Genomic DNA, 25,071 nt, shown 5'->3' with positions numbered 1-25,071 from the left:
CATGCAACGCACCTTCCTCGCGCAATGCACGCCGCTGGCAGCGGCCATCGCCGTCGTCATCGCCTTGGCGGCAGGCGGCGCCGCCGCGCACACCCTGGATGACGGCATACCGCAGACCAACGGCCTGCGCATCGACATGGCGGCGGTGGCCGCCTATCTCCATGGCGATTCCACCTTGCCGGCGCCCAGGCTGGCCGGCACGCTGGGCCTGGGCGACACGCCTGACGACCAGCGCGGCTGGCGGCTGGAGCATGGCACCCTGGGCGCCGGCCTGCGCGTATCTCCCCAACTGGGGGCCAACATCGTGATGGGCTGGCACGACAGCGACCCAGCCCATGTGGAGGCCGCCTGGATGGAGGCGCGCAGCGGCTCAGACGCCGAGCTGACCCTGGGCGCAGGCCGCAACCGCGTGCCCATGGGACAGGTGCTCACGCGTGCCGGGCACTTCGACCGCTACGGCCAGATGCCGCTGGCCAAGCGGGCGGCCTTCAACGGCGACTGGATCGAGGATGGCGTCAATGCCGCCTGGCGTCCCCACCTGCAAGGCGCCATGTCCTGGCTGCAGGGCATTGACCTGGGGCTTTGGCGCGCCCGGCGCTTTCCCGGCAGCGACAACGCCGCCTGGGCGCCCGTCGTGCATGCCAACGCCGCCTGGACCTCGGTGGAGGCAGACGTCTTCTACAGCCGGATGCAGCCCAAGGGCCGCGGCGCCTATGTACAGCGCTCCAACAGCGGCCACATCCATACGGCGCCACAGTGCAACGCCAGCCTGCGCGACATCACCTGCTTCGACGGCACCGTGGACCTGGCCGGGGCCAGTGCCACCTGGACCACGCCGCTGCAGGGCGTCAAGCTCACCGCAGCAGGCATCTGGCGGCGCGAAAGCGGAAACCTCTATTCCCAGAACGGCGACACCAGCTACCAGGGCCGCACCCTGGGCGGCTGGCTGGAGGTGCTCTGGCAGCCGCGCGCACGCTGGGAATTCGGCGCCCGCCAGGAATGGCTCAGAAGCACCAATCGCGTCAGCGGGCCGGGTGCCCTGCTGGTGGCCACGGACGCCAACCTGCTGCCCAACAACCCATCGCGCCGCTTCACGGCCATGGCCGGCTGGCGCCCCGTCAAAAGCGTTCTGATCGCGCTTGAAGCCGGGCGCGAGCACATCGCTGGCAAAGGCAATACGGTGGCAGGCCTGCGGCTGATCTGGACCCCCGATGCCCTGTTGGAAAGGAACTGGAAATGACCACAATGCTTCGCCGCCATGCGCTTGGAATGCTGCTGGGCATGGGCTGTGCCCTGACACTGCCGCTGACGGCACGGGCCCATGACTTCCGGGCGGGAGACCTGGTCATAGACCACCCCTACGCCACGCCCTCCATCGCCGGCTCCAGCAACGGGGCGGCGTATTTGCGGGGGATCAGGAACAAGGGAAAGAACGCCGACCGGCTCATCGCGGCCAGCACGCCAGCGGCCGCACGCGTGGAGCTGCATGAGATGAAGTTGGAAGGCGACATCATGCGCATGCGCGAAGTGCCCTTCATCGAACTACCCGCAGGCCAGGAGGTGCAGTTGCGCCATGGCCAGTCACACCACCTCATGCTGATCGATCTCAAGCAGCCCCTGCGCGAGGGTGATCGCTTCGATCTGACGCTGCAGTTCGAAAAGGCTGGCGAATACAAGGTCAAGGTCTGGGTGCAGCAACCCAAGCGCATGCCATCCGGACACCAACACCCGCATTGAACGGACATGCGAAGAGCCGTGCCCCACAAGGCGAGATGCAGCCATGAACTGCTGCAATCGCCACCATGGGGCCTGCCGGCAGCTCAGTCTTCGTCCAGCGCCTCAAACCGCTCTGCCAGGAAATCCAGCAGCGCCCGCACGGCCGGCAGCAGCCCGCGCCGTGAGGCGAACACCGCATGGATGATCTCGCGCCGTGGCGCCCAGCCCGGGATGACGTGGACCAGTTCACCGCGCGCGATCTGCTCGCGCACCATCATCGAGGGCAGTTGCACCACGCCCACCCCCGCCAAGGCCGCCGCGCGCAGCGCCAGCATGCCGCGCGTGACCAGGCGCGGCCGGTGGCGGATGGCCGCCTGCGTGCCGTCCGGGCCGATCAGGTGCCACACATGCTCGTGCTGCGGCAGGCCCAGGTCCATGCTCGGCAGGCCTGCCAGGTCGGCGGGCACCTGGGGGATGCCGCCTGTCAACAGCCGCGGGCAGGCCACCAGGCATTGCCCGCGCTCGGCGAGCATGCGCATCACCAGGTCGCTGTCTTCCAGCGGCGGCGGGCGCACGCGGATGGCAACGTCGATTCCTTCGCCCACCACGTCCACGCGGCGGTTGGTTTCCTCGAGGTGGATCTCCACGCGCGGATACGCGGCCATGAAGGCCGCCAGCATGTCGGCGATGCGCGCATCGAGCAGCGCCACCGGGCAGGTCATGCGCACGATGCCGCGCGGCTCGGCGTGGGTCAGCGCGATGGCCTCGTCGGCGGCGTCGGCCTCCACCAGCATCGCCTTGCAGTGGCCGTAGTAGGTCTGGCCGGTCTCGGTGACGGCAAATCGCCGCGTGGAGCGCTGGATCAGGCGCGTGCCGAGACGCTCCTCAAGCTGCGCGATGCGCCGGCTCAGCTTGGATTTGGGCATCCCCAGCGCGCGGCCCGCGGGCGCAAAGCCGCCGTGGTCCACCACCTGCACGTAGTAGTAGAGGTCGTTCAGGTCTTTCATTGCAAACCGCCTTCATCGTTCCTCAGATAGGACTCTGATGGCAAATATTAACGGCTACCGCGTTCATCGTTCAAATCCTATTCTCTATCCATCAGCCAAGACCTTTGTCTGGGCGACCCAAGGAGATTCACCATGACCAAGCCCTACGTCCGCCTGGACAAGGACAACGCCGCTGTGCTGCTGGTAGACCACCAGACCGGCCTGCTATCCCTTGTACGCGACATCGACCCGGACAAGTTCAAGAACAACGTGCTGGCGCTGGCCGACATCGCCAGCTATTTCAAGCTGCCCACCATCCTGACGACCAGCTTCGAGAACGGTCCCAACGGACCGCTGGTGCCGGAGCTCAAGAGCCAGTTTCCCCAGGCGCCCTACATCGCCCGGCCCGGCAACATCAACGCCTGGGATAACGAGGACTTCGTCAAGGCCGTGAAGGCCACGGGCAAGAAGCAACTCATCATCGCCGGCGTGGTGACCGAGGTGTGCGTGGCCTTCCCGGCACTGTCGGCCATCGAGGAAGGCTTCGACGTCTTCGTGATCACTGACGCCTCGGGCACCTTCAACCCCATCACCCGCAATGCGGCGTGGAATCGCATGTCGCAGGCCGGCGTGCAACTGATGAGCTGGTTCGGCGCTGCCTGCGAACTGCACCGCGACTGGCGCAACGACGTGCAGGGGCTGGGCACTCTGTTTTCCAACCACATCCCCGACTACCGCAACCTGATCACGAGCCACACCATGCTCACCCAGGGCAATTGAGGAGAAGACCGTGAGCACACCCCAAACCATCGCCAACTTCAACGGCACCCGCCCGGTCATCGATCCCGACAATGTGGCGATGCTGCTGATCGACCATCAAAGCGGCCTGTTCCAGACCATCAAGGACATGCCCTTCACCGAGGTGCGTGCCAATGCCACCACACTCGCCAAGGTAGCGACACTGGCGAAGATCCCGGTCATCACCACCGCATCGGTGCCGCAGGGTCCGAACGGCCCCTTGATCCCCGAGATCCACCAGTACGCCCCGCATGCCCGGTACGTTGCGCGCAATGGCGAGATCAACGCCTGGGACAACCCGGAGTTCGTCGCTGCCGTCAAGGCCACTGGGCGCAGGCAGCTCATCATCGCGGGGACGATCACCAGCGTCTGCATGGCCTTCCCCAGCATCGCCGCAGTGCATGAGGGCTACCAGGTCTTCGCGGTGATCGACGCCTCGGGGACCTACTCGAAAATGGCTCAGGAAATCACGCTGGCGCGCATCGTGCAGGCTGGTGTCGTGCCGATGGACACGGCGGCGGTGTGCTCGGAGGTGCAAAAGACCTGGAACCGTGAGGACGCGTTGCAGTGGGCGCAAGCCTACAGCGCAGTCTTCCCGCCTTACCAGTTGCTGATCGAAAGCTACTCCAGGGCACAGGAAGTGGCCAGGAACGGTGAGCAGCTGGATTCGCAACGCACCTGACCGCGGTAGTACGGCACGGGTACGAGGCCGCTTGCCCAAGGTGTCGGCGGCCATGGTGGAATTTGTGGATGAGGCGCAGAACTGAGGCCCCGGCCCCGGTGGCGCTCAGCGCCAGCAGTCCTCCACCGTTCCCAGGGGCGAGATGCCCTTCACGCCCAGGGCGTTCAGGGTGTAGTCGCCGCAGCGCCTGTCCGATGCCTGGCGGCCGGTGCGCGTGGCCTTGAGCGTGTAGCCGCCGTCATTGGCGGCCGTGGCCATCGTCAGGGTGTAGTGGCCGTTCTCGGACTTGTCTCCCCAGGGCAGTCTGAGGTTGGCGACGGAGCTTGTGTAGCCGCCGTTCTGCGCCCGCCAGCGCTCCTGCCGGGCGGCGGCCTCGCCCAGCAGGCTTTGCGCCTCCACGCGCCGCGATCGCAGCACGTATTCCTGGTAGGAGGGGTAGGCGATCGCCGAAAGAATGGCGACCACCGCCACCGTGATCATCAGCTCGATCAGCGTGAATCCATGTAGCTTGCTGCGCACGCATTTCTCCTCGGGGGCCCGCAGGGCCAGCCAGACGGCCGGGGCCGGCAGGCCCCTGTGTGTAGTGGATGGGTGTGTAGTGGATGGGATGGCGGTCACGGGTTCGCTGGCTGGCGGCGCCAGCTCTGTCGCCCCCGGTCCACTCCGCTGTTGATATCGTCGCCCCCGCTCTTGCCCGCGCCTCCTGCCCCGCTTTGCTTTCCGCTGGAGTCGAAGATCTTCGCGCCGCTGATGGTGGGCTTGCCCGGCCCCACCTCGTAGCCGTTGACCTGCTGGCCTGCCAGGTTGTCGGCGGCGTTGAAGATGCCGTCGCCGTTCACATCGAAGGCGACATAGTCGGTCTTGCCCCCGGTGTCGGGATCGATGGCGTAGATCGTGCTGGCCAGGCCTGCGGAGCAGGGGTCGCCCAGCGGTGGCCGGATGGAGGTGAACACCAGTCCCCGCCCGTACAGGCTCATGTCGTAGACCAGTCTTTCTCCATCGCGCGGCAGATCGACGTACCAGCCCCAGCTGTGCACATTGGAGTCGGCGGTGCTGGTGGCGTCCTTGTACCAGGTGACCGGGTTGGCCGACAGGGCGAACTTGCCCGGAAAGCCGCTCACCTGGGTGAACTGCTGGGCCTGCAGATCCCCGCGTCCCTTGCCGGCGGTAGGCAGCGGCTGCGGCGCCGCCGTGGCGGGTGTGCCGTAGCGATCCCAGATACCGAACACCGATTGCCGGCGCATGTCCAGCTTGTCGTCATCCGTCATGAAGCGGCCCGTGCCGAAGGCCACCACATCGCCCTTGCCGCTGGAGTGCCGCACCACGTAGGGTGCGGTGGTGATGGACAGCCGCTTGCCGCCGCTGCGTTCGGACTCGCGTGCCACAAAGAACAGTTGCGCATTCCATGAGCCGCTGGCACCACTGGCCAGGTCCACGCGCCAAACATTGCCCGCAAGATCACCGGCATAGGCCACGTCCACCTTGCCATCGCCGTTGTTGTCCACCACGGCGGCACGCGACAGGCCGTTTTTCGGCGCAGGCAGCGCGTTCAGCTCCGCGGCCGTCATGCCTGCCGCGAAATCAAAGCGCCGGATGACCTCGCCACTGGAGACATCCAGCACAAACAGGCTGGACTCGCCGGAGGTGCTGTTCGACGCCTGGTAGCCATTGGACAGGAATACCACCCACCTGCCCTTGGACCGGCCGGCGTCGTTGAGCCGCGCCACGACAGGCGCGGGCATCGAGTAACCCATGCGTTCGTCCTGTTCAACCCCGAACTCCCACAGCAACCGGGGGGAGGTGGGGTCCGTGACGTCCAGCGCGAAGACCTGCCGCCCGCCCGCGCCCAGGCTGCCGACCAGCACCCTGTGCCAGGCGTTGCCGAAGTAGACATCCGAGACCACGGGCGTCCCGTCCACGAAGTAGCGGTGAGGAGCGCCGCCCGCGCCATACCGGGATGCCAGGACATTGAGCGAATCCTTCACGCCCGATGGAATGAAGGCGAACTCCTCCTTGCCCGATGCCGCGTCGAAGGCGTGCAGCATGCCGTCGTTGGCGCCCACATACAGCATCTCCTTGGCAGCCTGTTTCGCGGCAAAGGCGGCATAGGCGGTGCTGCCCTCCAGCTTGTCCGCGGCAGAGGCGCGGTACAGGCCGCCCTTGACCCGCACCAGCGAGGAATTGACGATATCGCCCAGCACATTGGGCTTTCCGCTGGCCAGGGGCTTGCGCACGCGCAAGTCATCGCGCACCTCGCCACGAAGGAACTCGATGCGCTTTTTTGCCTGGCCATCGGCGGAGTTCGTGGCCGGGTCCGTGTTGAGCACGGCCAGCCAGGACGCATCGGAGCGCTGCCCGCTGAGACTGGAGTACGTGAAAGGGCTCAGCGACACGGCACTGCCGGTCCTGCTGGGGTAGTAGATCTTGCGGTCATCGGCGGACCGCGCCGACAGGAGTTCCGCCGCGCTCCAGACCAGCGTTCTGTCGCTGGTGGTGAGCTTCTCGCGGATGACATCGCCGCTCCAGTACTGGACCTCGAACGTGGTCCGGTACAGGTCGGCGCCTTCGCCCAGTGTCGCAGTGGGCATGTCCACGCTGACCGCCGTCACGGAACTGATGCTCTGCAGGATGTCGTTGAACGCCTTGGTCAATTGCTCCTTGAGCGTGCCGGCATTGGTCACCAGAAAATAGTTGTCCGGATCTCCCGTGATCTTGGAGGGGTCGCGGTCCGGCACACCGTACTTGGCGGCATACCACAGCGGCCCCTTCAGGAAGCTGCCCGCGTCGGTCGCATTGCCCGGAGTGAAGCTGCGGGTGGCCGTGAGCCCCAGGTTCGAGCATTCCGTGCGCTGCTGGGCCGAGATGCTGCCCCGGCAGTAGCCCGGATCGCGATTGGGGGGCGTGTTGTAGGCGTAGTAGGCCGAGGCCGTGTCCTTGTCACGCACCTCCAGGTACATGCCGTCCTTGGTGGTGCCCGAGATCACATAGCCCATGTGCTGTCCCAGGCCGCCAGCGGCGTATTCGGACACCATGTCGATCTTCACCTTGCCATCGGCCTGCAGCGCGACCGTGTAGCGCGCGATGGCGTCCATGTCATGGTCGGCGCCCTGCTCCACGTCCTCGTAGTTGATGCGGAACTCCGCATAAGGCCGCCCGCCATTGACCGAGGCATCGATGTCCGCCTTGCCCGTGTTGGCAATGTTGACCACGTAGTAGTCGACGATCTGGTTGGTCGGCGTGAAGACCGCATTGTTCACGGTGCTGCCGCCGGCACTGCCGGAGACGGTCTTGGCAAAAGGCGCAATGGTCACAAAGCGTTTGCCGCCGATCGGAAAGCGTATTTCCGGCAGCGGTGACGCAATGGCCACGGAGTAGGTTCTCAACGCATTCTTGCCCTGGCTGTTGCCGAAGATGGCATTCCTGGCGCCGAAACGGGCCACACCGGCGGCATAGTAGGTGCCTTCCTTGCTGGGCTCCTCGGGAGACAGGCCGCGCGCCCAGGACAGGTCTGCAATGGTCTTGACCGAAGGAGCCTGGTCGGCATTGGCCGATGTTGACTGGCCGATGAAGAAGTTCTTCCCGTCTATGCGCTCGGCCGAGCCGATGGCCGCCACCTCGTCAGAGACATTGAAGCCATTGAGGGCGCTGGCGCCGACGCTCGCGTAGCGGCTGCCGGGCAGCTTGCCGTCGTAGGAGGGATTGATGTCGCTGAGCACCGTCATGACGGGACGGGAGCAGTACTGGTAGCCGCCCCCGCCTTCGGCCTTGGCCCTGTAGGGCGTTTCCCAGGCGGGCTTGGACAGGCCCAGGGACGCATCCTTGGAGGAGCCGGCGGCGTAGTCATAGATGTCGAGGGCCTGGGACGCGCCGCCGAAATAGCGCATGGTCTCGAACATCATTTCGCTGATGGGATTGCCCCACATGGCGCACTTCGAAGGCTTGTCCAGCGAACTGATGGGGCCGGACGTGATCCAGCCGCATTCCACGTATTTGCCGCCGGTGTAGCCGATCAGGCGCTGGCGGTCTATGTTGGCGACCACGCCATTGACACCCGTCTTGAACTGGCCCGTCTGAGGGTCGACTTCCTCTGCGAAATTGCTGATATTGCGACGCAGCACGCCGCCGGCGATGTTTTTCTCGTACGAGCCTGTGAGCAGGCCGAAGTACATCTTCCCGTTCTCTCCGAAGTCGTGCAGCAGCCCCGTGGGCTTGTAGATGGTCTTGCCGCCGTTGGGATAGGCCTTGCAGCTGGCCTCGAGCAACTGGACATTGCTGCTGGAGCAGGCCTCCACAAGCAGGTTGTAGTCGGTGATCCTGCTGCTGCCTCGCGCGCACGAATTGCTGCCTGCACAGTTGCTCTGCCCTGCAAAGCCCTCCTGGGACACCCAATCCCAGATCTGGAACGAGGAGTCATTGAGCACGCGCAACTGCGTGATGACGCCAGCGGCCTCCCCCAGCGTGGTGACGGCAAACAGGTGGCGCGTGCCGGCCGCCGGCTGGCGCAGCGGCGCATAGTCCGAAATGCTGTAGACCCCGAGATCCCGCGCAGGGTCATAGGCCTTGCCCCAGCTGTGCGCATCCCTGGGAATGTAGGCGGTCTGCAAAACGGTGCGCGAAGCAGTGTCCTCCGCACGCATGCCGCCATAAAGCACGCGGCGTATGGCGTCCATGCGCGATGTGGCCAGATAGTTCAGGAAGTCGCCACTCCAGTTGTTCGAGCACTTTTTCCTGTTGCTTCCGGTCGCTGCCTGCGAGGGCACGAAAACACCCTTGGAATAGCTGTAGCAGACGTTGTTGTTGAAGTAGCCGTAGTAGTCGATCTGGTCCGGCTTGTACCCGACATCGATCACACCGTCTCCGTTGAGGTCGGAGGCATCGTTGTAGGCCTCGTAGTACAGCTTGTGGTCACGCCCCATCACCAGCATGTTCAAGGGCGCCAGCGCCTGGTTCACGAACAGCGGCATCTGGGACAGCACGGTGTCCGCACGCCCCTGGGCCTGCGCCGGCGTACTGGCCAGGGCCAGTGCGCACGTCCACAGCGCCAGCGCCATGGCCATCGGGCCATGCATGGTTTTCCAACTTGCAATGCGAGCCATTGAAGCTCCCTCCCCCTGCTTACTTTATGAACATGTTGACGCTGGACCGCAGGCACAGCGCATCCGCTCCGCAGGCCTGGGCCTGCGACTTTTCCGTGGCCTGGGCATTGACCTCATAGAAGTCCGTGCAGCCGGTGGCGGGTGCATCCAGCGCGGACGTCGCACTACCCGACTTGGGACAGGCGGTCGTGATGTATCGGGGATACCAGTACCCATCGGGCTTCTGAAACCCTGCCGCCTTGGCCTTGGTCGTCTGGAAATCCGTGCCGAGCCCGATGGAATCCGTACGCACATCGGACACCGAGCAGGGAATGCCGCTGCCCTCGGCCACCGGAGTGCCGGCGCCATTGCAAGGCTTGAGTGCGACGGCATGCTCCAGCAGCTTGCGCTCGCCTTCTCGCAGCGTGCCATCCGCGGTTTCATACAGCCGCTGGCTATCCACCATGTTGGCGGCGATGCGCGCCTCCAGCGTGGCCACGCGCATGCCGACCACCGCCAGCAACAACACCAGCAGCAGCATGATCATGGACACCAGCAAGGCATTGCCGCGCTGGCGCCCGTGCAGGACACAGGACATGCAGCGGCGGCTCCGGGCTCCGATCAGCGCGGTCATGGCATCAGATTCCTCAGGGTGAGCGTGCCGGTGGCCAGTTGCAGCAGGGGGCCGGCATTCGCATCGCATCGGTCCGGAGCGCCGCCCAGTTGCGCCCAACGCTCGCAGACGGTGGAGGCCATGCCCTGCGTCACCTTGCCGGAGCTTTCCAGCAAGAGGGCAAGGCGCAGGGAACGGATGGCTTCCTGCTGCCCGGGCAACGTGGCCGCGAAGGCATCGACCCTGCGTATCGCGCCAGGCGCTGTCTGCCGATCGATGCCGAACTCGAAATGCACCGCCCGCACGCCATCGGCGAGCGGCACAACCTCCTGCGCGGCCCGGCAGACCAGCACACCACTTTCGACGGTGTATTTCTCCGCGAACATGCCTGTCGCCGGCGCCGGAGCGTCATAGGGGCCGGCGGCTCCCAGGTTCGCCGGCGTGCCCGCACAATCGGTTTCCGCAGCGTCCCGGGGCTGGAAGCGAAGGCAGATGCTCTGCACGTCAGCCGCGTAGAGCGCCTGTCCCTGGGCGAACTGGCAGCCGTTGGGATGGGGCGAGGAATCGGCAGGAAATGCGTCGAACATCGCCTGCGAAGGGTCTCTCCTGTAGCCTGCCTTGGAGAACTCGGAGTCCAGCACGGCAAGCGCCAGCCGGCTGTTGCCGAGGTTCTCGCTCTGCCCCACGCGAAAACCGAAGCTCGACAGCCCCTGCATGTAGATGGTGGTGGCAATCAGCACGAGGAACAGGCCGATGGCCAGCGCCACCATAATCTCCACCAGGGACATGCCCGCCTGGGACGGCATGCGCACGCGGCACGCCCGTGCGCCCGGCCCGCGCTCAAAGCCGCGACCGCAGCGTGAATGTGCAAAATTCATTGTCGCTTCCATCCAGACATTGGCCTTTCTTGACCGGCCAGGCCACCGTCACGGACACCAGGCCATCGGCATCGGCGCTCACGGCGAAGGAGCTGTCGATGCGGTCCGCGGTGAGATCGGGCACCAGCTTGCGGGCCCGATCGCCCCAGCAGGCCAGGCGCTGCTCCCGCGGCTGCGGCAAAGGCTGGCAGGCCGCAGGGGCCGCGGGCATCGCCGCACCCTCCAGCTTCTGGTAGCCGCCCAGCTCCGCCACGGGCGAGCCCTTCGCGTCCAGGACCGTGGCCGTATCCCCCCGCAGGGTCTCCAGCAGTTCGGAAGCCAGCATGGATGCCATCTGGCGCCGCTCGGTATCCACGGTGTATTCAATGGCACGCACATGGATGCGCACGGCGCCCAGCAGCCCCACGGCCACCAGCAGCACGGCGACGAGTACCTCGATAAGGCCTGCGCCGCGTTGCCTGCGAGAAGAAAAAGGAATGGACATGTTGCAGACCCGTTGCACGCGCATCAGCAACTGCCGCCGGCAGGCAGCCGCTGCTGGCGCACAAGCCCGGCGCGAGTCACTCTCAGGCAGTGCATGCGCGTGGCATGGCGAGCCGTGACGGTCAGCGTGTACAGCGTGCTGGCGCCGGAGAACTGCCTGGCGGTCCCCGTGGTTTCGAACAGGACGCCCTGGGAAGAATCACCGGAGGGCGACACGGTCACGGCATCAGGCACCCGGGCCTCGCGCACCAGTTGCCCTCCCGACTTGGCGGACCATGTCTGCCCCGCGCCCACGAAGCTGCTTTCCACCCGTTTGTAGACCGCTTCGGAGCGAGCCAGCTGCAGCAACGACTGCAACTCGAGCGCAGCCGAGCTGACGCGCTGGTTGGCTATTTGGGCGATGAAGGAAGGAGCGGCCAGAGCGGCCAGAATCGCGACCAGCGCCACCACAACCATCATCTCGATGAGGGTGAAGCCGCGGGGCCGTTGCCACCTGCCGCCTGGACAGACGTTGCGCGTGTAACCGGGGTTTTTCATGCAAGCGTGCTTCTCGTTGCCGGGGGACCATGCGACAGGCCTGCAAGCCCTGCGCCATTGCTCTTGATTGATGTTTGCAATCGTAATGCAATGGCAATACATAACACCTATTGACACAGGTTACGGGACAAATATAGGACTTGTCTTATAAAAACCTGTGCAGAGCGCAACACCCCATCCAGCAAGCCCGGCCCGCCGTCGGCGCACGCAAGCTCGGCGGAACGGCCCGCGCAACGGGCATGGCCACGGTGGCGGTACGGCAGATCGCGAAGTCAGGCAGGCAGACCTCGCATCAAGCGCCTGAAAATCCACGGCAGCATGAGCGGCCGCAATCCAGCCGCAGCGCGATTGGCCATGCGAATATCCCGCCTGCTTGCAGCCCGAGGAAGAAAAAGTTTTCGCCCAAAGCAAAAATCCCCAGTGCATTCCTGCACTGGGGATTTTCTTGTTTGGGGTGGCTGATGGGGCTCGAACCCACGACAACAGGAATCACAATCCTGGACTCTACCAACTGAGCTACAGCCACCGTTGAAGCATTCGATTATATGCCAAAAACCAGCAGACAAATGCTTTGGAACAGGCGTTGCGTGACGGATCGGGAGCGGCAGGAACAAAGGCGCATCGGGGGATGCGGGCAACGGGCAGGATGCCACCATCCTCCATGCAGCCGCAGCCGGCAGGGACCTTGCCGGGCGCACCTGGAGCTTTCGGGGACAAGCAGCCCCCCCTGCCGCCCAAAGCAAAAATCCCCAAAGCATTTCTGCTCTGGGGATTTTTTTATTTGGGGTGGCTGATGGGGCTCGAACCCACGACAACAGGAATCACAATCCTGGACTCTACCAACTGAGCTACAGCCACCGTAGAAGAACGCTATTCTATTCCAAAAAACTGCTTGATTTCTGAAATTTCTGTTCTGCTAGAAATTTCTCTCATCAGGGGCGCGGGACCTTGATCTGCACCTTGAGCTGTTTCTTGAGAAGCTCGTAGTATGCCATAGCTTCTGCGACCGCAGAGCTTCGCAGGAAGTCCTGCTTCTGCGCGGCAGCAGCCTGTGCATCATCGGCCGGGCGCTCGACGATACGGTTGATCTTGACCACGGCATAGCCTTGGGCACCCATGTCGACACCCGTCCAGGCAGGCAGCTGAGCGGTCGGTGCACGCAGGGCAGAATCCACCACTTCGCGAGGCTGGCCTTCGGGCTGGTCACGGCTGATCACCTTGGCGGCAGGCAGTTGCGCCGCATCAGGCTTGGCCTTCCATGCGGCGAGCTTGGCCTCGCCATCGGCCTTGGCCAGTTCGGCGGACTTTTGCGCCACGTACAGGGTGCGCAGCTTGTCGCCGACCTCGGCCATGGGCAGCGTGCGGGCAGGCGTGTACTCCACCACACGGCCGGCCACCAACTGGTTGGAACCCAGCTCCACCGCATCGGTGTTGCGCTTGTTGTTCAGCGAGTCGCTGGAGAACAGCGCCTCCAGGAAACGGGGGTTGGCCAGGGGACCCTTGACGTTGGGGCCGGGCTGGCGCGTCACATGGTCTGCCTTTTGCACGGTGAGCTTGAACTTCTCGGCCACGGGCTGCAGGCTGTCCGACTGCTCGTAGACCGCGTTGGAGAAGCCTTCCGCCAGTTCGGCGAACTTGCGCTGGGCCTGCTGCTGCTTGAGTTCAGCTTCCAGCTTGGGACGCATCTGCTCGAAGCTCGGAGCCTTGGGCTTCTTGATGTCCACCAGCGAGATGATGTGGTAGCCGAAGTCGCTGTGCACCACGTCGCTGATGTCGCCCACCTTCATGCCGAAGGCTGCGTCTTCGAAGGGCTTGACCATGGCACCGCGGCCGAAGTAGCCCAGATCGCCACCCGATGCAGCCGAGCCACCGTCCTGCGAATTGGCCTTGGCCAGTTCGGCGAAGCGCTTGGGGTCCTTGCGCAGCTCGGCCAGCAGTTCCTCGGCCTTGGCCTTGGCTTTTTCCTGCTCGGCAGCAGGCGCATCCTTGCTTGCATTGATCAGGATGTGGCTGGCACGGCGCTCTTCGGGGCCGGCCAGGCGCTCGGCGTTCTGGTTGTAGTAGGAACGCACATCGTCTTCGCTCAGCGTGATGCCGGCCTCGATGCTGGGAACATCCAGCAGCAGGTATTCCACCTTGGCCTGCTCCGATTGCTGGAACTGGCTGGTGTGGGCATCGTAGTAGGCCTTGAGGTCTGCCTCGGTGGGCTGGACCTTGCTGGCGTAGGCGCTGGCTTCAAAGCGGGCCACCTGCACTTCGCGGCGCTGGTACAGCGCATCGATGGCCTGCTTGACCTGGGTGTCGGTCGCAAAGGCCGTACCCGTCACGCCACCCATCACCTGGTTCATGGACAGCTCGCGGCGCAGGTTGGCCTCGAAGCCTTCGGGCGTCAGGCCCTGCGATCCGACCAGGGCGCGATAGGCCTCGGCATCCATCGAGCCATCAGGCTTCTTGAGCGCGGCAATCGCGGGGATCTCCTGCAGCGTGCGCACCAGTTGCGCATCGGACGCTGCCAGATGCATCTTCTGCACGGCAGCGGCCAGCACCTGGTCACGCACCATCTTCTCCAGCGTGGCGTAGCGCGCCTGCGGCGAGTCCAGCAGCTTGGGGTCGATGTTGGGGTTCTCGGCGCGCAGGCGATCGCTCTCCATGCGGTGCGCGTTCTCCCAGTCGGCCTGCTTGATCTCATGACCATCGACACGTGCGACGATGACGCTGGACTCTGTGAAGTAGTTCTGGTTCACACCCACGAAGATGAACGAGGGAATGATCAGCAAGAACAACAAGATCATCACGAACTTGGAATGCTTGCGGATGGATTCGAACATGGTCTGTCGTCTTTCAATGGCAGAAATAGAAAAGGCGAACTTTCGTTCGCCTTTTGTTCTTGGTGGGTGCTGACGGGGTCGAACCGCCGACCTACGCCTTGTAAGGGCGCCGCTCTACCAACTGAGCTAAGCACCCCACCTTGACTGGTGTCAGTTCAGGGCATCTTTCAATGCCTTGCCCGGACGGAACTTTGGAACCTTGGCGGCCTTGATCTTGATGGTTTCGCCGGTGCGGGGGTTGCGGCCCGTACGAGCAGCGCGCTTACCAACGGCGAATGTGCCAAAACCAACGAGCGACACTGTACCACCCTTTTTGAGGGTTTTCTTCACAGCCTCAATCGTGGAATCCAGTGCACGAGCAGCCGCAGCCTTGGAGATGTCGGCGTTGTTAGCGATGTGCTCAATCAGTTCGGTTTTATTCACAAGATGCCTCTGGAGAAATAAGTGAATGGGATGTCTCTGCGGCCACCAACTTGGCTCGGCCAGAAACCCGGCGCGACGGATACGGAATCTGGCTTGCCGTTCGACGCCTGCCTCGGGGCAGACATCGGTGAATTAAAGCCATCGACCTTCCAGGTGTCAATGCACGCTACGCATCGCAGCGACAGGGGACGATTCTATGCGGTTTTGGCGCCAGCTTTGGCTTTGCGGCCGGTTTTTTGCGCCCTGCGCAGGCTAGCGGCTTCACGAATTGACAAGGGTTGACAATGGACTTGTCCGCTGCAGGCCTTGCCAGTGCTGCAATGCGCCTCACCGCTTCGCATCCACGACGCCGCAGCGGCTGCCGTGCCTGATTCAAATGCTTCCAAAAAAATAGCAACGCCAGACAGTTCGACGTGTCTGGCGCAGGATCCCGGGAACGGCCGGAAAGGCCCTCAGTGCGTGACCCGCGCGCGGATCTCGGGCAGGGCTTTTTGCAGGTAGTACACCATCGACCAGACGGTGAGCACCGCCGCCACCCAGATCAGCACCTGGCCCCAGACGCCGGTGTCGATCATGCCGAACAAACGGCCGTCGTACAGCAGGAAGGGGATGGCCACCATCTGCGCCGTGGTCTTGAGCTTGCCGAGCATGTGGACGGCCACGCTCTTGCCCGCGCCCAGGTGCGCCATCCACTCGCGCAGGGCCGAGATGGCGATCTCGCGGCCGATGATGATCAGGGCCACGAACACATCGGTGCGCTGCAGGTGCACCAGCACCAGCAGCGACGCGCAGACCAGGAACTTGTCGGCCACCGGGTCGAGGAAGGCGCCGAAGGCCGATGTCTGGTTGAGCTTGCGCGCCAGGTAGCCGTCGAGCCAGTCGGTGGCCGCGAAGACGATGAACATGACCGTGGCGACCAGGTTGCGGGTCGCCGCATCGAACGGCGCGTAGAACACCCCGACGATCAGCGGAATCGCGACGATCCGCGTACAGGTCATCAAGGTGGGGATTGTAAGAAACATGGCCGCCATTGTGTCACGTACCTTGGTGTTTGAGGTTCTGTTTCAAGGCCCGCGGTGCAGCCTGCGGGACGGTCATTTCAATGCAATGCACGGTAGATATCTTCAGCCAGCGCGGCCGAGATGCCGTCCACGCTGCACAGGTCCTCGACGGTGGCTTCGGACACGCCGCGCACGCCGCCAAAGCGCTGCAGCAGGCGCGCTCGCTTCTTGGGGCCGACGCCCGGAATCTCCTCGAGCTTGCCGCCGCCCACGCGCACCTTGGCACGCGCCGCGCGCATGCCGGTGATGGCGAAGCGGTGGGCCTCGTCGCGGATCTGGGCCACCAGCATCAGCGCGGCCGAGTCGTAGCCCAGGTAGATCTTCTCGCGCCCGTCGGCAAAGACCAGCTCTTCCAGGCCGACCTTGCGCCCCTCGCCCTTTTCCACGCCCACGATGCGCGAGACATCGAGGCCCAGCTGCTCGAAGACTTCGCGCGCCATGCTGACTTGGCCCTTGCCACCGTCGACCAGCACCAGGTCCGGCAGTTGCGGCTGCTTGCCGGTGAGCTCGGCACCGCCCGCCTCTCTTTGCGCCTCGGCCACGCGGCTGTAGCGGCGCGTCAGCACCTGGCGCATGGCGGCATAGTCGTCGCCGCCCGTGATGCCTTCGATGTTGAAGCGCCGGTATTCGCTGCTTTGCATCTTGTGGTGATGGAAGACCACGCAGGAGGCCTGCGTGGCCTCGCCCGCCGTGTGCGAGATGTCGAAGCATTCGATGGTGAGCTCGTCCAGGTTCTCGCAGGCCAGGTCCAGCGCCTCGACCAGCGCGCGCGTGCGCGCCTGCTGCGAGCCTTCTTCGGCCAGCAGGCGGGCCATCTGGATGTCGGCGTTCTTTTGCGCCATCTCCAGCCAGATGCGCCGCTGCTCGCGCGGCTGCTGCACGGCGGTGATGCGCACGCCGCCTTGCTCGCTCAGCAGGGCCAGCAGCTTCTTGTCCACCGGATGGCTGACGATGAGCACGGGCGGCACGGCCACGCCGGTGTAGTGCTGGGCGATGAAGGCCTCCAGCACGATGTCCTCGACCGGGCGCGCGGATTCGGCAAGATTGGCCTCTTCCTCGCCGGCGTAGACCGAGGCGGCATCGCCCAGATTGGCGGGAAAGTACGGCCGGTCGCCCAGGTGGCGGCCGCCGCGCACCATGGCCAGGTTCACGCAGGCGCGGCCGCCCTGCACCTTCACGGCGAGGATGTCCACGTCGCGGTCGTCGGCGGTTTCTATGACCTGCTGGTGCAGCACGCGCGACAGCGCCGTCATCTGGTTGCGTACCTCGGCGGCCTGCTCGTATTCCATGCGCCCGGCGTGCTCCATCATGCGGGCCTCGAGCTGGCGCAGCAGTTCCTGGGTTTCGCCGCGCAGCATGGCCTCGGCATTGCGCACATCCAGCGCATAGGCTTCGGGCGAGATCAGATCCACGCAAGGGCCGCTGCAGCGCTTGATCTGGTAGAGCAGGCAGGGGCGCGAGCGGTTGGCAAAGACCGTGTCCTCGCAGGTGCGCAGCCGGAAGACCTTTTGCAGCAGCTGGATGCTTTCCTTGACGGCCCAGGCGTTCGGATAGGGACCGAAGTAGCGGTGGCGCTTGTCCACGGCACCACGGTAGTAGGCCATGCGCGCGAAGCGCTGGTGGGCAGGCTCGCCAGCCTGGCCGTCGCGCGCGGCCACGCCGGTGATCTTCAGGTAGGGATAGCTCTTGTCGTCCCTAAACAGGATGTTGTACTTGGGGTGCTGCGTCTTGATGAGGTTGTTTTCGAGCAGCAGGGCCTCGGCCTCGGAGCGCACCACCGTGGTCTCCATGCGGGCGATCTTGCCCACCATGTGGCCTATGCGCGTGCCGCCATGGTTCTTGGTGAAGTAGCTGGAGACGCGGCGCTTGAGGTTGATGGCCTTGCCCACGTACAGCAGCGTGCCTGCCGCGTCGAAATAGCGGTAGACGCCGGGCAGGCCCGGCAGCGCTGCCACCTGGGCCAGCAGTTCATCGGAATGGGATTCGGACATGCGCCTATTGTGGCCGCTGCCCGGGCCCGCCGCAGCGGGCCTGCGGGCCCCCGGGCTCTTACTCGGCCTCGATCTTCGAGGACTTGACCACCTGGGCCCAGTTGGACCACTCGGTCTTGACCATGGCGCCCAGCTGCTGCGGGTTCATGTAGTCCGCCGTGGCGCCCTGCTCCTGCGCCTTTTGCTTGAAGGCCGGGTTCTCCACCACCTTCTTGAGGTCGGCCGTGAGCTTGTCGATCACGGGCTTGGGCGTGGCGGCGGGCGCAAACACGGCAAACCAGGAGGTGGCGTTGACGCCCGCATAGCCGGCCTCGGCCGTGGTGGGCGCATCAGGCAGGCTGGGCAGGCGCTGCGTGCCGGTGACGGCCAGCACGCGCAGCTTGCCGCTTTGCACGTGGGGCATGAAGGGCGGCGCCGTGCCGAAGGTCAGGTCCACCTGGCCGCCCAGCAGGTCCTGCAGCGCGGGGCCGGTGCCCTTGTAGGGGACGTGGACCATCTTGATGCCGGCCTGCTGCTCCAGCATGGCGCCCGTCACGTGCTGCAGCGAGCCATTGCCCGACGAGGCGTAGTTCAGCTTGCCGGGGTTGGCCTTGGCATAGGCCACGAGTTCGGCCAGCGTCTTCACGGGCAGCTCGGACCGCACCACGATGATCTGCGGCGCCGACAGCACATTGGCCACGGGCTGGAAGTCGCCCTGCTCCCAATTGCGGGCCTTGGTCAGGTGGGGCGAGATGACGTGGTAGCCCGAGTACTGCATGAGCAGGGTGTAGCCATCGGCCTCGGCACGCTTGACCAGGCTGGCTGCGATGGAGCCGTTGCCGCCGCCCTTGTTGTCCACCACCACCGACTGGCCGATCACCGGCGCCAGCGCCTGGGCCGCCATGCGCGCCGCCAGGTCGGTAGTGCCGCCGGCTGCGGCCGGCACGATCATGGTGATGGTCTTGGCGGGGTAGCCGCCCTGGGCCAGCGCGGCTGTGCCGCCCAGGCCCAGCCCTGCGATGGCCATGGCCACGGCTGCGATCTGTCTGCGTTGAATCTTCTTCATCTTTGTCTCCTTGGTTTGCTCGGTTCTTGTGAATGAGAATGCGCGCCGGCCTCAGCCCTTGGCCAAAGCCCGTTCGCGGATGGCTGCAAAGTCGGCTGGCGGCTGGTGCAGGTCCAGCCGCGCGCCGGCCTTGGCGATCTGGCTGGCCGTGTCATGGCCGATCAGCGCGGGAAGGCTGCGCGCGGCCGCGACGATCTGCGCCAGGTCCACGCCGGTGTCGTAGCCCATGAGCTCAAGCGCGTGGACGATGTCCTCGGTGCAGGCATTGCCCGATGCGCCGGGCGCGTAGGGGCAGCCGCCCAGGCCGCCGATGGAGGCATCGAAGCGGTCGCCGCCCGCCTCGATGGAGGCCAGCACATTGCCCAGGGCCATGCCGCGTGTGTTGTGGAAGTGCAGGGTCAGTCCCAGCTGCGGCCAGCGCTGCCGGAAGGCGGCCACCATGTCACGCACCTGGGTCGGGAAGGCCATGCCCGTGGTATCGCACAGCGTGATGCCCTGCACGCCCAGGTCGGCAAAGCGCTGCACCCAGTCGAAGACTTCCTGCTGCGGCACATCGCCCTCCATGGGGCAACCAAAGCAGCACGACAGTGAGACGTTGACGGGCACGCCCGCCTGCTGCGCCGTGGCCACGACCTGGGCCAGCGCCGCGAACGACTGGCTGCGCTGCATGCGCAGGTTGCACAGGTTATGCGTCTCGCTGACCGACATGACGAGGTTGAGCTCGTCCGTGCGCGCCTCGATGGCGCGCTCGGCGCCGCGGGCATTGGGCACCAGGGCCGTATAGACGGTGCCGGGCCGGCGTTCTATCTCACGCATGACGATCTCGCCATCGCGCAGCGCGGGAATGGCCGTGGGCGAGACAAAGGCCGTGACCTCGATCTTGGACAGCCCTGCCTGCGACAGCGCATTGACCAGGGCGATCTTGTCCTCGGTGGGGACAAAGGCCTGCTCCATCTGCAGCCCGTCGCGCGTGCCGACCTCGTTGAAGAAAACGCGGCGGCCCGCGCCCTGCCAGACATCCGTGGGGTGGACGGCATTCATTGGATCACTCCCTTGCTGCGCAGCAGCGCAATCTGTTGGGCCGTGAGGCCGGCCTCGGCCAGCACGGCATCGGTGTCGTCGCCCACATGGGGGGCGCTGGTGCGCACCGTGCCCGGCGTGAGCGAGAGCTTGGGCACGATGCCCGGCACCTCGATGTCGTCGCCGTCGCGCGTGTGCTGGCTGAGGATCATGTCGCGGGCGCGGTAGTGCGGGTCCTCGGCAATGTCCTTGGCCGTGTAGACCTTGCCGGCCGGCACGCGCGCGGCGGCCAATTGGTCCATCACGGCCTGCACGCTCTGCGAGCGCGTCCAGCCGCCGATGACGGCGTCGATCTCGGCAATGCGCGCCACGCGGCCCGCGTTGTCGGCCAGCTGCGGATCGTCGGCCAGGTCCTGGCGGCCGATGGTGGCCATCAGGCGCTTGAAGATGGAGTCGCCATTGCCGGCCACCAGCACCCACCCGTCCTGGCAGGGATAGGCGTTGGACGGCGCAATGCCCGGCAGCGCACTGCCCGCCGCCTCGCGCACGGCACCAAAGGCGCTGTATTCGGGCAGCAGGCTTTCCATGACGTTGAAGACGGCCTCGTGCAGGGCCACGTCGATGACCTGGCCGGCACCGCCGTTCACCTTGCGGTGGTACAGGGCCATCATCACGCCGATCACGCCATGCAGCGCGGCCAGCGTGTCGCCAATGGACACGCCCACGCGCACCGGCACGCGGCCCGGCTCGGCCGTCAGGTGGCGCAGGCCGCCCATGGCTTCGCCGATCACGCCAAAGCCCGGCAGGTCGCGGTAGGGGCCGGTCTGGCCGTAGCCCGAGATGCGCAGGATGACCAGGCCGGGGTTGAGCGCATGGAGCTCTTCGGGCGACATGCCCCAGCCTTCCAGCGTGCCGGGGCGGAAGTTCTCGACCAGCACATCGGCCTCGGCGATCAGGCGCCGGGCGATGTCCTGGCCCTCCTGCTGGCGCAGGTCCAGCGCCACCGAGCGCTTGTTGCGCGACTGCACCTGCCACCAGACCGAGGTGCCGTTCTTGATCAGGCGCCAGTTGCGCAGCGGATCGCCCGCGCCCGGCGCCTCGATCTTGACCACGTCGGCGCCGAACTCGCCCAGCGTCTTGCCGCAGAACGGCCCTGCGATCAATTGCCCCATCTCGACCACGCGCACACCGTTGAGTGCGCCGGGGGTGGGAACCAGCCTTGTCTGTTGTGTCATGGGTTAGCGCTTCCTCTTTGTCTCCTGCGGCCAGCCTCCGATGGCATTGCCGCGGCGCCGATCTTGCCGCCGTCCGCGCCGGCTGCAAAACGCTCAAGCGCGACGCTGCCATCGCAAACCGGCATGGCAGAACCCAGCCGGGCGGGGCCGGGAGATAATCGCCACCCCATGAAACTCGACCCGATTTCGCTGCGCCTGTTCGTGGCCGTGATGGAGGAAAGCGCCATCGCCCGCGCCGCCGCACGTGAACACATCGCCCCCTCGGCCGCCAGCCGGCGGCTGGCCGAGCTGGAGAGCCAGCTGCAGGTGGAGCTGTTCACCCGCAGCAACCGGGGCAGCGTGCCCACGGCCGCCGCCTATGCGCTGCTGAACATGGCGCGTGGCGTGCTCAACGACCTGGACGGCATCGGCGAGCAGATGCGCGAGTACGGCAGCGGCCTGCGCGGCCATGTGCGCGTGATGGCCAACATCTCGGCCATCACGCAGTTTCTGCCCTCGCAGCTGCAGCGCTTCCTGGACCAGCACCCGCATGTGGACGTGCGCCTGCAGGAGCGGGTGAGCAGCGACATCGCGCGCGCCGTGGCGGACAACGAGGCCGACATCGGCATCCTCAACCAGGGCAGCTATGGAGAGAAGATCCGCCTGCGCCCGTACCGGCGCGACCGCCTCATCGTCATCGTGCCCCAGGGCCATGCGCTGGTACGGCGGCGCTCGCTGCGGCTGGCCCAGGTGCTGGACCATGACCTGGTGGGCATGCACGCGGGCAGCGCGCTCAACCACCAGATCACGCGCGCCGCGGCCGACCTGGGCCTGCAGCCCCGGCTGCGCATGAAGGTCACGGGCTATGACGCGCTGTGCCTGATGGTGGCCTCGGGCCTGGGCGTCGGCATCCTGCCCGAAGGCAGCGCACGCCTGTACCTGGGCGCCCTGCCGCTGCGCTGCATTGCGCTGGACGAGCCCTGGGCCGAGCGCCAGCTGATGCTGTGCGTGCGCTCGCAAGAGGCACTGCCGCCCGTGGCGCAGTTGCTGGTCGAACACCTGTGCGAACCCTGATCCCCATGCTTGCCTTCAACCCCATCCCCCCGGCCCCTCTGCCAGAGCAGGCCGTTGCACGGACCTGGGACATCTTCTGCCAGGTCATAGACAACTTTGGCGACATCGGCGTGTGCTGGCGCGCGGCGGCCGACCTGGCCTCACGCGGCCAGCGCGTGCGGCTGTGGATGGACGACGCCAGCGCCCTGGCCTGGATGGCTCCCCCGCCCCACCCGGCCGGACTCAGCGTGCACGGCTGGCCCACGCAGGCGCAGGATGTCCCGCAGACCGTGGGCGATGTGGTCATCGAGGCCTTCGGCTGCGAGATCCCGCCGCCCTTTCTGGCGGCCATCGCGCGCCGGGCACCGCTGTGGATCAACCTCGAATACCTGTCGGCAGAGGACTATGTGGAGCGCTGCCACCGCCTGCCCTCGCCGCTGATGTCGGGGCCGGCTGCGGGGTTGACGCGCTGGTTCTTCTACCCGGGCTTCACGGCCGCCACAGGCGGCCTGCTGCGCGAGCCGGAACTGGCCGCGCGCCAGGCAGCTTTTGCTTCCGAGGGCCGGCAGGCCTGGCGCACACGCCAAGGCATAGGCTCCGGCGATTGCGCCATCTCGCTGTTCTGCTACGAACCTCCTGCCCTGCCTCAATGGCTGGCCCAACTGCATGCAGCACCCCCTGCACCGCAGGCCACGCATTTGCTGGTGACCCCGGGGCGCGCAGCCGCCGCCGTGCAACAGGCCATGGCCAGCGTGCCCGCCACGGAACAAGGCGCGGTGACCCGGCATGCGCTGCAGCCCTGCCCCCAACCTCAGTTCGATGAAATGCTCTGGGCCTGCGACCTGAACCTGGTGCGTGGCGAGGATTCGCTGGTACGCGCGCTGTGGGCGGGCCAGCCGCTGGTCTGGCACATCTATCCCCAGCACGACGACGCCCATCACGACAAGCTCGACGCCTTTCTTGACTGGCTGCAGGCACCCGCCAGCCTGCGCGCCTTCCACCATGCCTGGAACGGCATGGCACCGGCAAGCACCCTGCCCGCAATCACGCCTGCGTTGCTGAAGCAATGGCAGGAATGCGTGCAGGCGGCACGCTTGCGGCTGCTGCAACAGACCCCATTGATTGAGCAGCTACAAGCTTTCGTGACCGAAAAAAGCTAGAATGCACGTTTTGCCTCCCTGGAGGCGCCGCTGCGGGCGACCGCCAGCCGGCCGCCATCGACCAACCAGGGTTGCACCCGCCGCGGAACTGCGGCAGGCGCACCGTCCCAGCGACTTCGCTTGCCTGCCCTGTTGAGCGGCTCAACCTCAGCCAAGCAAGCTATGAAAATCGCTCAAGAAATCCGCGCCGGCAACGTGATCATGCACGGCAAGGACCCGATGATCGTCCTGAAGACCGAATACGCTCGCGGTGGCCGCGGCGCCGCCACCGTCCGCATGAAGCTCAAGTCCCTGCTGGGCAACATGGGCACCGAAGTCGTCTTCAAGGCCGACGACAAGATCGACAACGTGATCCTGGACAAGAAGGAGTGCACCTACTCCTACTTCGCCGATCCGATGTACGTGTGGATGGATGCCGACTTCAACCAGTACGAAGTGGAAGCCACCAACATGGGTGACGCCATCAACTACCTGGAAGACGGCATGGAAGCCGAAGTCGTGTTCTACGACGGCAAGGCCATCTCCTGCGAACTGCCCACTTCCGTGGAACGCGAAATCACCTGGACCGAGCCCGCCGTCAAGGGCGACACATCGGGCAAGGTACTCAAGCCTGCCAAGATTGCCACCGGCTTCGAAGTGCCCGTGCCCCTGTTCGTGAGCCAGGGCGACAAGATCGAAATCGACACCCGCACGGGCGAGTACCGCAAGCGCGTCTAAACAACGCTTGCAGTTCCCTCTGCGAAGCCCCTGGCAGCCTCTGCCAGGGGCTTTTTCTTTTGGGCGCGCAGTATTCATGCAGATATTTACCCGGATTTAATTGACTTGCGAATTTTACCCGGCTAATATACGCCGCATGACTACCAAATCCAGCGCAGCGGCCGCCGAGCCCGCCCCCAGCTACACCATCTTCCAGGGCCACAGCCGGCTGCTGCAGGCCGGCAGGCCGGCTATCCTGCAGTTCCTGCAAAGCCATGAGCAACAGGCCCACGGCAGCGGATCCGCGCCGCCGCTGTGGGTGTTCGACGACCACAGCGGCATGCGGCTGGACCTGGACTGGCGCAGCGAGTTGGCCTCAGCGCCTGCCCCCGCCGAAGCCGCCGCCCCGCGCAGCGTGGGCCGCCCCAAGCTGGGCGTGGTGGCGCGCGAGGTGACCTTGCTGCCGCGCCATTGGGAATGGCTCAACCGCCAGCCCGGCGGCGCCTCCGGCGCACTGCGCAGGCTGATCGAGGAGGCGCGCGGCAAGCACGCCGCACAGGATGCCGTGCGCGCCGCCACCGAAGCCGTCTACCGCTTCATGAGCGAGATGGCGGGCGACCTGCCCCATTTCGAGGACGCCAGCCGCGCCCTGTTTGCACGCCAGGCCGAAGCCTTTGCACGGCACACCGCCGCCTGGCCCGAGGATGTGCGAAGCTACCTGCAGCAACTGGGCGGCCCCGTGTGGGCGGGCTCACCTGCGGCGCCAGCCCAGGACTGAAGACCTGAACCGGCCCGAACTCTCTGCTTTTCTC

Annotated in this window: 22 protein-coding genes and 3 tRNA genes; 8 read left to right on the top strand and 17 right to left on the bottom strand. The window is 65.6% G+C overall.

Annotated elements, in window-relative coordinates; translation table 11 throughout:
- The first annotated feature begins 1 nt into the window (after position 1).
- Both DACI_RS14510 and DACI_RS14505 read left to right on the top strand, forming a co-directional pair.
- Positions 2–1,240: a hypothetical protein gene (locus DACI_RS14510; RefSeq protein WP_012204739.1), complete on the top strand. Its 1,239-nt coding sequence runs from the start codon at positions 2–4 to the stop codon at positions 1,238–1,240.
- Positions 1,237–1,737, top strand: coding sequence for a copper chaperone PCu(A)C (locus tag DACI_RS14505; RefSeq protein WP_012204738.1), 501 nt, complete (start codon positions 1,237–1,239; stop codon positions 1,735–1,737). The genes DACI_RS14510 and DACI_RS14505 overlap by 4 nt, the downstream gene beginning before the upstream one ends.
- An 83-nt stretch (positions 1,738–1,820) precedes the next feature.
- Here DACI_RS14505 and DACI_RS14500 read toward each other — a convergent pair whose 3' ends face one another.
- A complete protein-coding gene (locus tag DACI_RS14500) occupies positions 1,821–2,723 on the bottom strand; it encodes a LysR family transcriptional regulator (RefSeq protein ID WP_012204737.1) in 903 nt (300 codons plus the stop codon).
- Between the two features lie 132 nt (positions 2,724–2,855).
- Between DACI_RS14500 and ycaC the strand changes: the two genes are divergently transcribed.
- Both ycaC and DACI_RS14490 read left to right on the top strand, forming a co-directional pair.
- Complete coding sequence (ycaC, locus tag DACI_RS14495) at positions 2,856–3,482, top strand: isochorismate family cysteine hydrolase YcaC (protein WP_012204736.1); 627 nt, start codon at positions 2,856–2,858, stop codon at positions 3,480–3,482.
- A gap of 10 nt (positions 3,483–3,492) precedes the next feature.
- Complete coding sequence (locus tag DACI_RS14490; RefSeq protein WP_012204735.1) at positions 3,493–4,182, top strand: hydrolase; 690 nt, start codon at positions 3,493–3,495, stop codon at positions 4,180–4,182.
- 105 nt (positions 4,183–4,287) lie between these two features.
- Here DACI_RS14490 and DACI_RS14485 read toward each other — a convergent pair whose 3' ends face one another.
- The 16 genes from DACI_RS14485 to DACI_RS14410 form a co-directional block, all read right to left on the bottom strand.
- Positions 4,288–4,701 carry a type IV pilin protein gene (locus tag DACI_RS14485; protein ID WP_174538912.1) on the bottom strand — a complete coding sequence of 138 codons (414 nt, stop codon included), beginning with the start codon at positions 4,699–4,701 and terminating at the stop codon, positions 4,288–4,290.
- 95 nt (positions 4,702–4,796) lie between these two features.
- Positions 4,797–9,251 carry a pilus assembly protein gene (locus DACI_RS14480; RefSeq protein WP_225971089.1) on the bottom strand — a complete coding sequence of 1,485 codons (4,455 nt, stop codon included), beginning with the start codon at positions 9,249–9,251 and terminating at the stop codon, positions 4,797–4,799.
- A 46-nt stretch (positions 9,252–9,297) separates the two neighbouring features.
- The gene (locus tag DACI_RS14475) at positions 9,298–9,891 is read right to left on the bottom strand and encodes a pilus assembly PilX family protein (protein WP_043781498.1); all 594 of its coding nucleotides are present in this window, start codon (positions 9,889–9,891) and stop codon (positions 9,298–9,300) included.
- The gene (locus DACI_RS14470; protein WP_225971088.1) at positions 9,888–10,748 is read right to left on the bottom strand and encodes a prepilin-type N-terminal cleavage/methylation domain-containing protein; all 861 of its coding nucleotides are present in this window, start codon (positions 10,746–10,748) and stop codon (positions 9,888–9,890) included. Before DACI_RS14470 ends, DACI_RS14475 begins: the two co-directional genes overlap by 4 nt.
- Positions 10,711–11,232, bottom strand: coding sequence for a type IV pilus modification protein PilV (gene pilV / locus DACI_RS14465; protein ID WP_225971087.1), 522 nt, complete (start codon positions 11,230–11,232; stop codon positions 10,711–10,713). Before pilV ends, DACI_RS14470 begins: the two co-directional genes overlap by 38 nt.
- A 23-nt stretch (positions 11,233–11,255) precedes the next feature.
- The gene (locus tag DACI_RS14460; protein WP_043781491.1) at positions 11,256–11,768 is read right to left on the bottom strand and encodes a GspH/FimT family pseudopilin; all 513 of its coding nucleotides are present in this window, start codon (positions 11,766–11,768) and stop codon (positions 11,256–11,258) included.
- Positions 11,769–12,218: 450 nt separating this feature from the next.
- Positions 12,219–12,294: transfer RNA gene (locus DACI_RS14455), tRNA-His, on the bottom strand.
- A gap of 256 nt (positions 12,295–12,550) precedes the next feature.
- Positions 12,551–12,626, bottom strand: a tRNA-His gene (locus DACI_RS14450).
- A 74-nt stretch (positions 12,627–12,700) separates the two neighbouring features.
- Positions 12,701–14,596 carry a SurA N-terminal domain-containing protein gene (locus DACI_RS14445; protein WP_012204728.1) on the bottom strand — a complete coding sequence of 632 codons (1,896 nt, stop codon included), beginning with the start codon at positions 14,594–14,596 and terminating at the stop codon, positions 12,701–12,703.
- A gap of 60 nt (positions 14,597–14,656) precedes the next feature.
- Positions 14,657–14,732 (bottom strand) — tRNA-Val (locus DACI_RS14440).
- Between the two features lie 14 nt (positions 14,733–14,746).
- Positions 14,747–15,019 (bottom strand): HU family DNA-binding protein, encoded by a 273-nt coding sequence (locus DACI_RS31250; protein WP_012204727.1) that lies wholly within the window; start codon positions 15,017–15,019, stop codon positions 14,747–14,749.
- 452 nt (positions 15,020–15,471) lie between these two features.
- Entirely contained in the window at positions 15,472–16,041 is a 570-nt protein-coding gene (pgsA, locus tag DACI_RS14430) for a CDP-diacylglycerol--glycerol-3-phosphate 3-phosphatidyltransferase (protein ID WP_043783389.1), read from the bottom strand.
- 77 nt (positions 16,042–16,118) lie between these two features.
- Positions 16,119–18,071 (bottom strand): excinuclease ABC subunit UvrC, encoded by a 1,953-nt coding sequence (gene uvrC, locus DACI_RS14425; RefSeq protein ID WP_012204725.1) that lies wholly within the window; start codon positions 18,069–18,071, stop codon positions 16,119–16,121.
- A 58-nt stretch (positions 18,072–18,129) separates the two neighbouring features.
- On the bottom strand, positions 18,130–19,116 hold the full coding sequence (locus tag DACI_RS14420) for a Bug family tripartite tricarboxylate transporter substrate binding protein (protein WP_012204724.1): 987 nt from the start codon (positions 19,114–19,116) through the stop codon (positions 18,130–18,132).
- Between the two features lie 51 nt (positions 19,117–19,167).
- Positions 19,168–20,157: a hydroxymethylglutaryl-CoA lyase gene (locus tag DACI_RS14415; protein WP_012204723.1), complete on the bottom strand. Its 990-nt coding sequence runs from the start codon at positions 20,155–20,157 to the stop codon at positions 19,168–19,170.
- The gene (locus DACI_RS14410; RefSeq protein WP_012204722.1) at positions 20,154–21,371 is read right to left on the bottom strand and encodes a CaiB/BaiF CoA transferase family protein; all 1,218 of its coding nucleotides are present in this window, start codon (positions 21,369–21,371) and stop codon (positions 20,154–20,156) included. Before DACI_RS14410 ends, DACI_RS14415 begins: the two co-directional genes overlap by 4 nt.
- Before the next feature lie 168 nt (positions 21,372–21,539).
- Between DACI_RS14410 and DACI_RS14405 the strand changes: the two genes are divergently transcribed.
- The 4 genes from DACI_RS14405 to DACI_RS14390 all read left to right on the top strand — a co-directional run bounded on the left by DACI_RS14405 (position 21,540) and on the right by DACI_RS14390 (position 25,037).
- Positions 21,540–22,424 (top strand): LysR family transcriptional regulator, encoded by an 885-nt coding sequence (locus tag DACI_RS14405; RefSeq protein WP_012204721.1) that lies wholly within the window; start codon positions 21,540–21,542, stop codon positions 22,422–22,424.
- 5 nt (positions 22,425–22,429) lie between these two features.
- Complete coding sequence (gene earP / locus DACI_RS14400) at positions 22,430–23,563, top strand: elongation factor P maturation arginine rhamnosyltransferase EarP (RefSeq protein WP_012204720.1); 1,134 nt, start codon at positions 22,430–22,432, stop codon at positions 23,561–23,563.
- Positions 23,564–23,725: 162 nt separating this feature from the next.
- Complete coding sequence (gene efp, locus DACI_RS14395; protein ID WP_012204719.1) at positions 23,726–24,280, top strand: elongation factor P; 555 nt, start codon at positions 23,726–23,728, stop codon at positions 24,278–24,280.
- Positions 24,281–24,416: 136 nt separating this feature from the next.
- A complete protein-coding gene (locus DACI_RS14390) occupies positions 24,417–25,037 on the top strand; it encodes a DUF2239 family protein (RefSeq protein WP_012204718.1) in 621 nt (206 codons plus the stop codon).
- The last annotated feature ends 34 nt before the right edge of the window (positions 25,038–25,071 follow it).

It is taken from the genome of Delftia acidovorans SPH-1 (genome assembly GCF_000018665.1).
Lineage (GTDB): Bacteria > Pseudomonadota > Gammaproteobacteria > Burkholderiales > Burkholderiaceae_C > Comamonas > Comamonas acidovorans.
The sequence above is the reverse complement of the archived record's forward strand: the minus strand, read 5'-3'. Positions and strand labels throughout refer to the sequence as shown.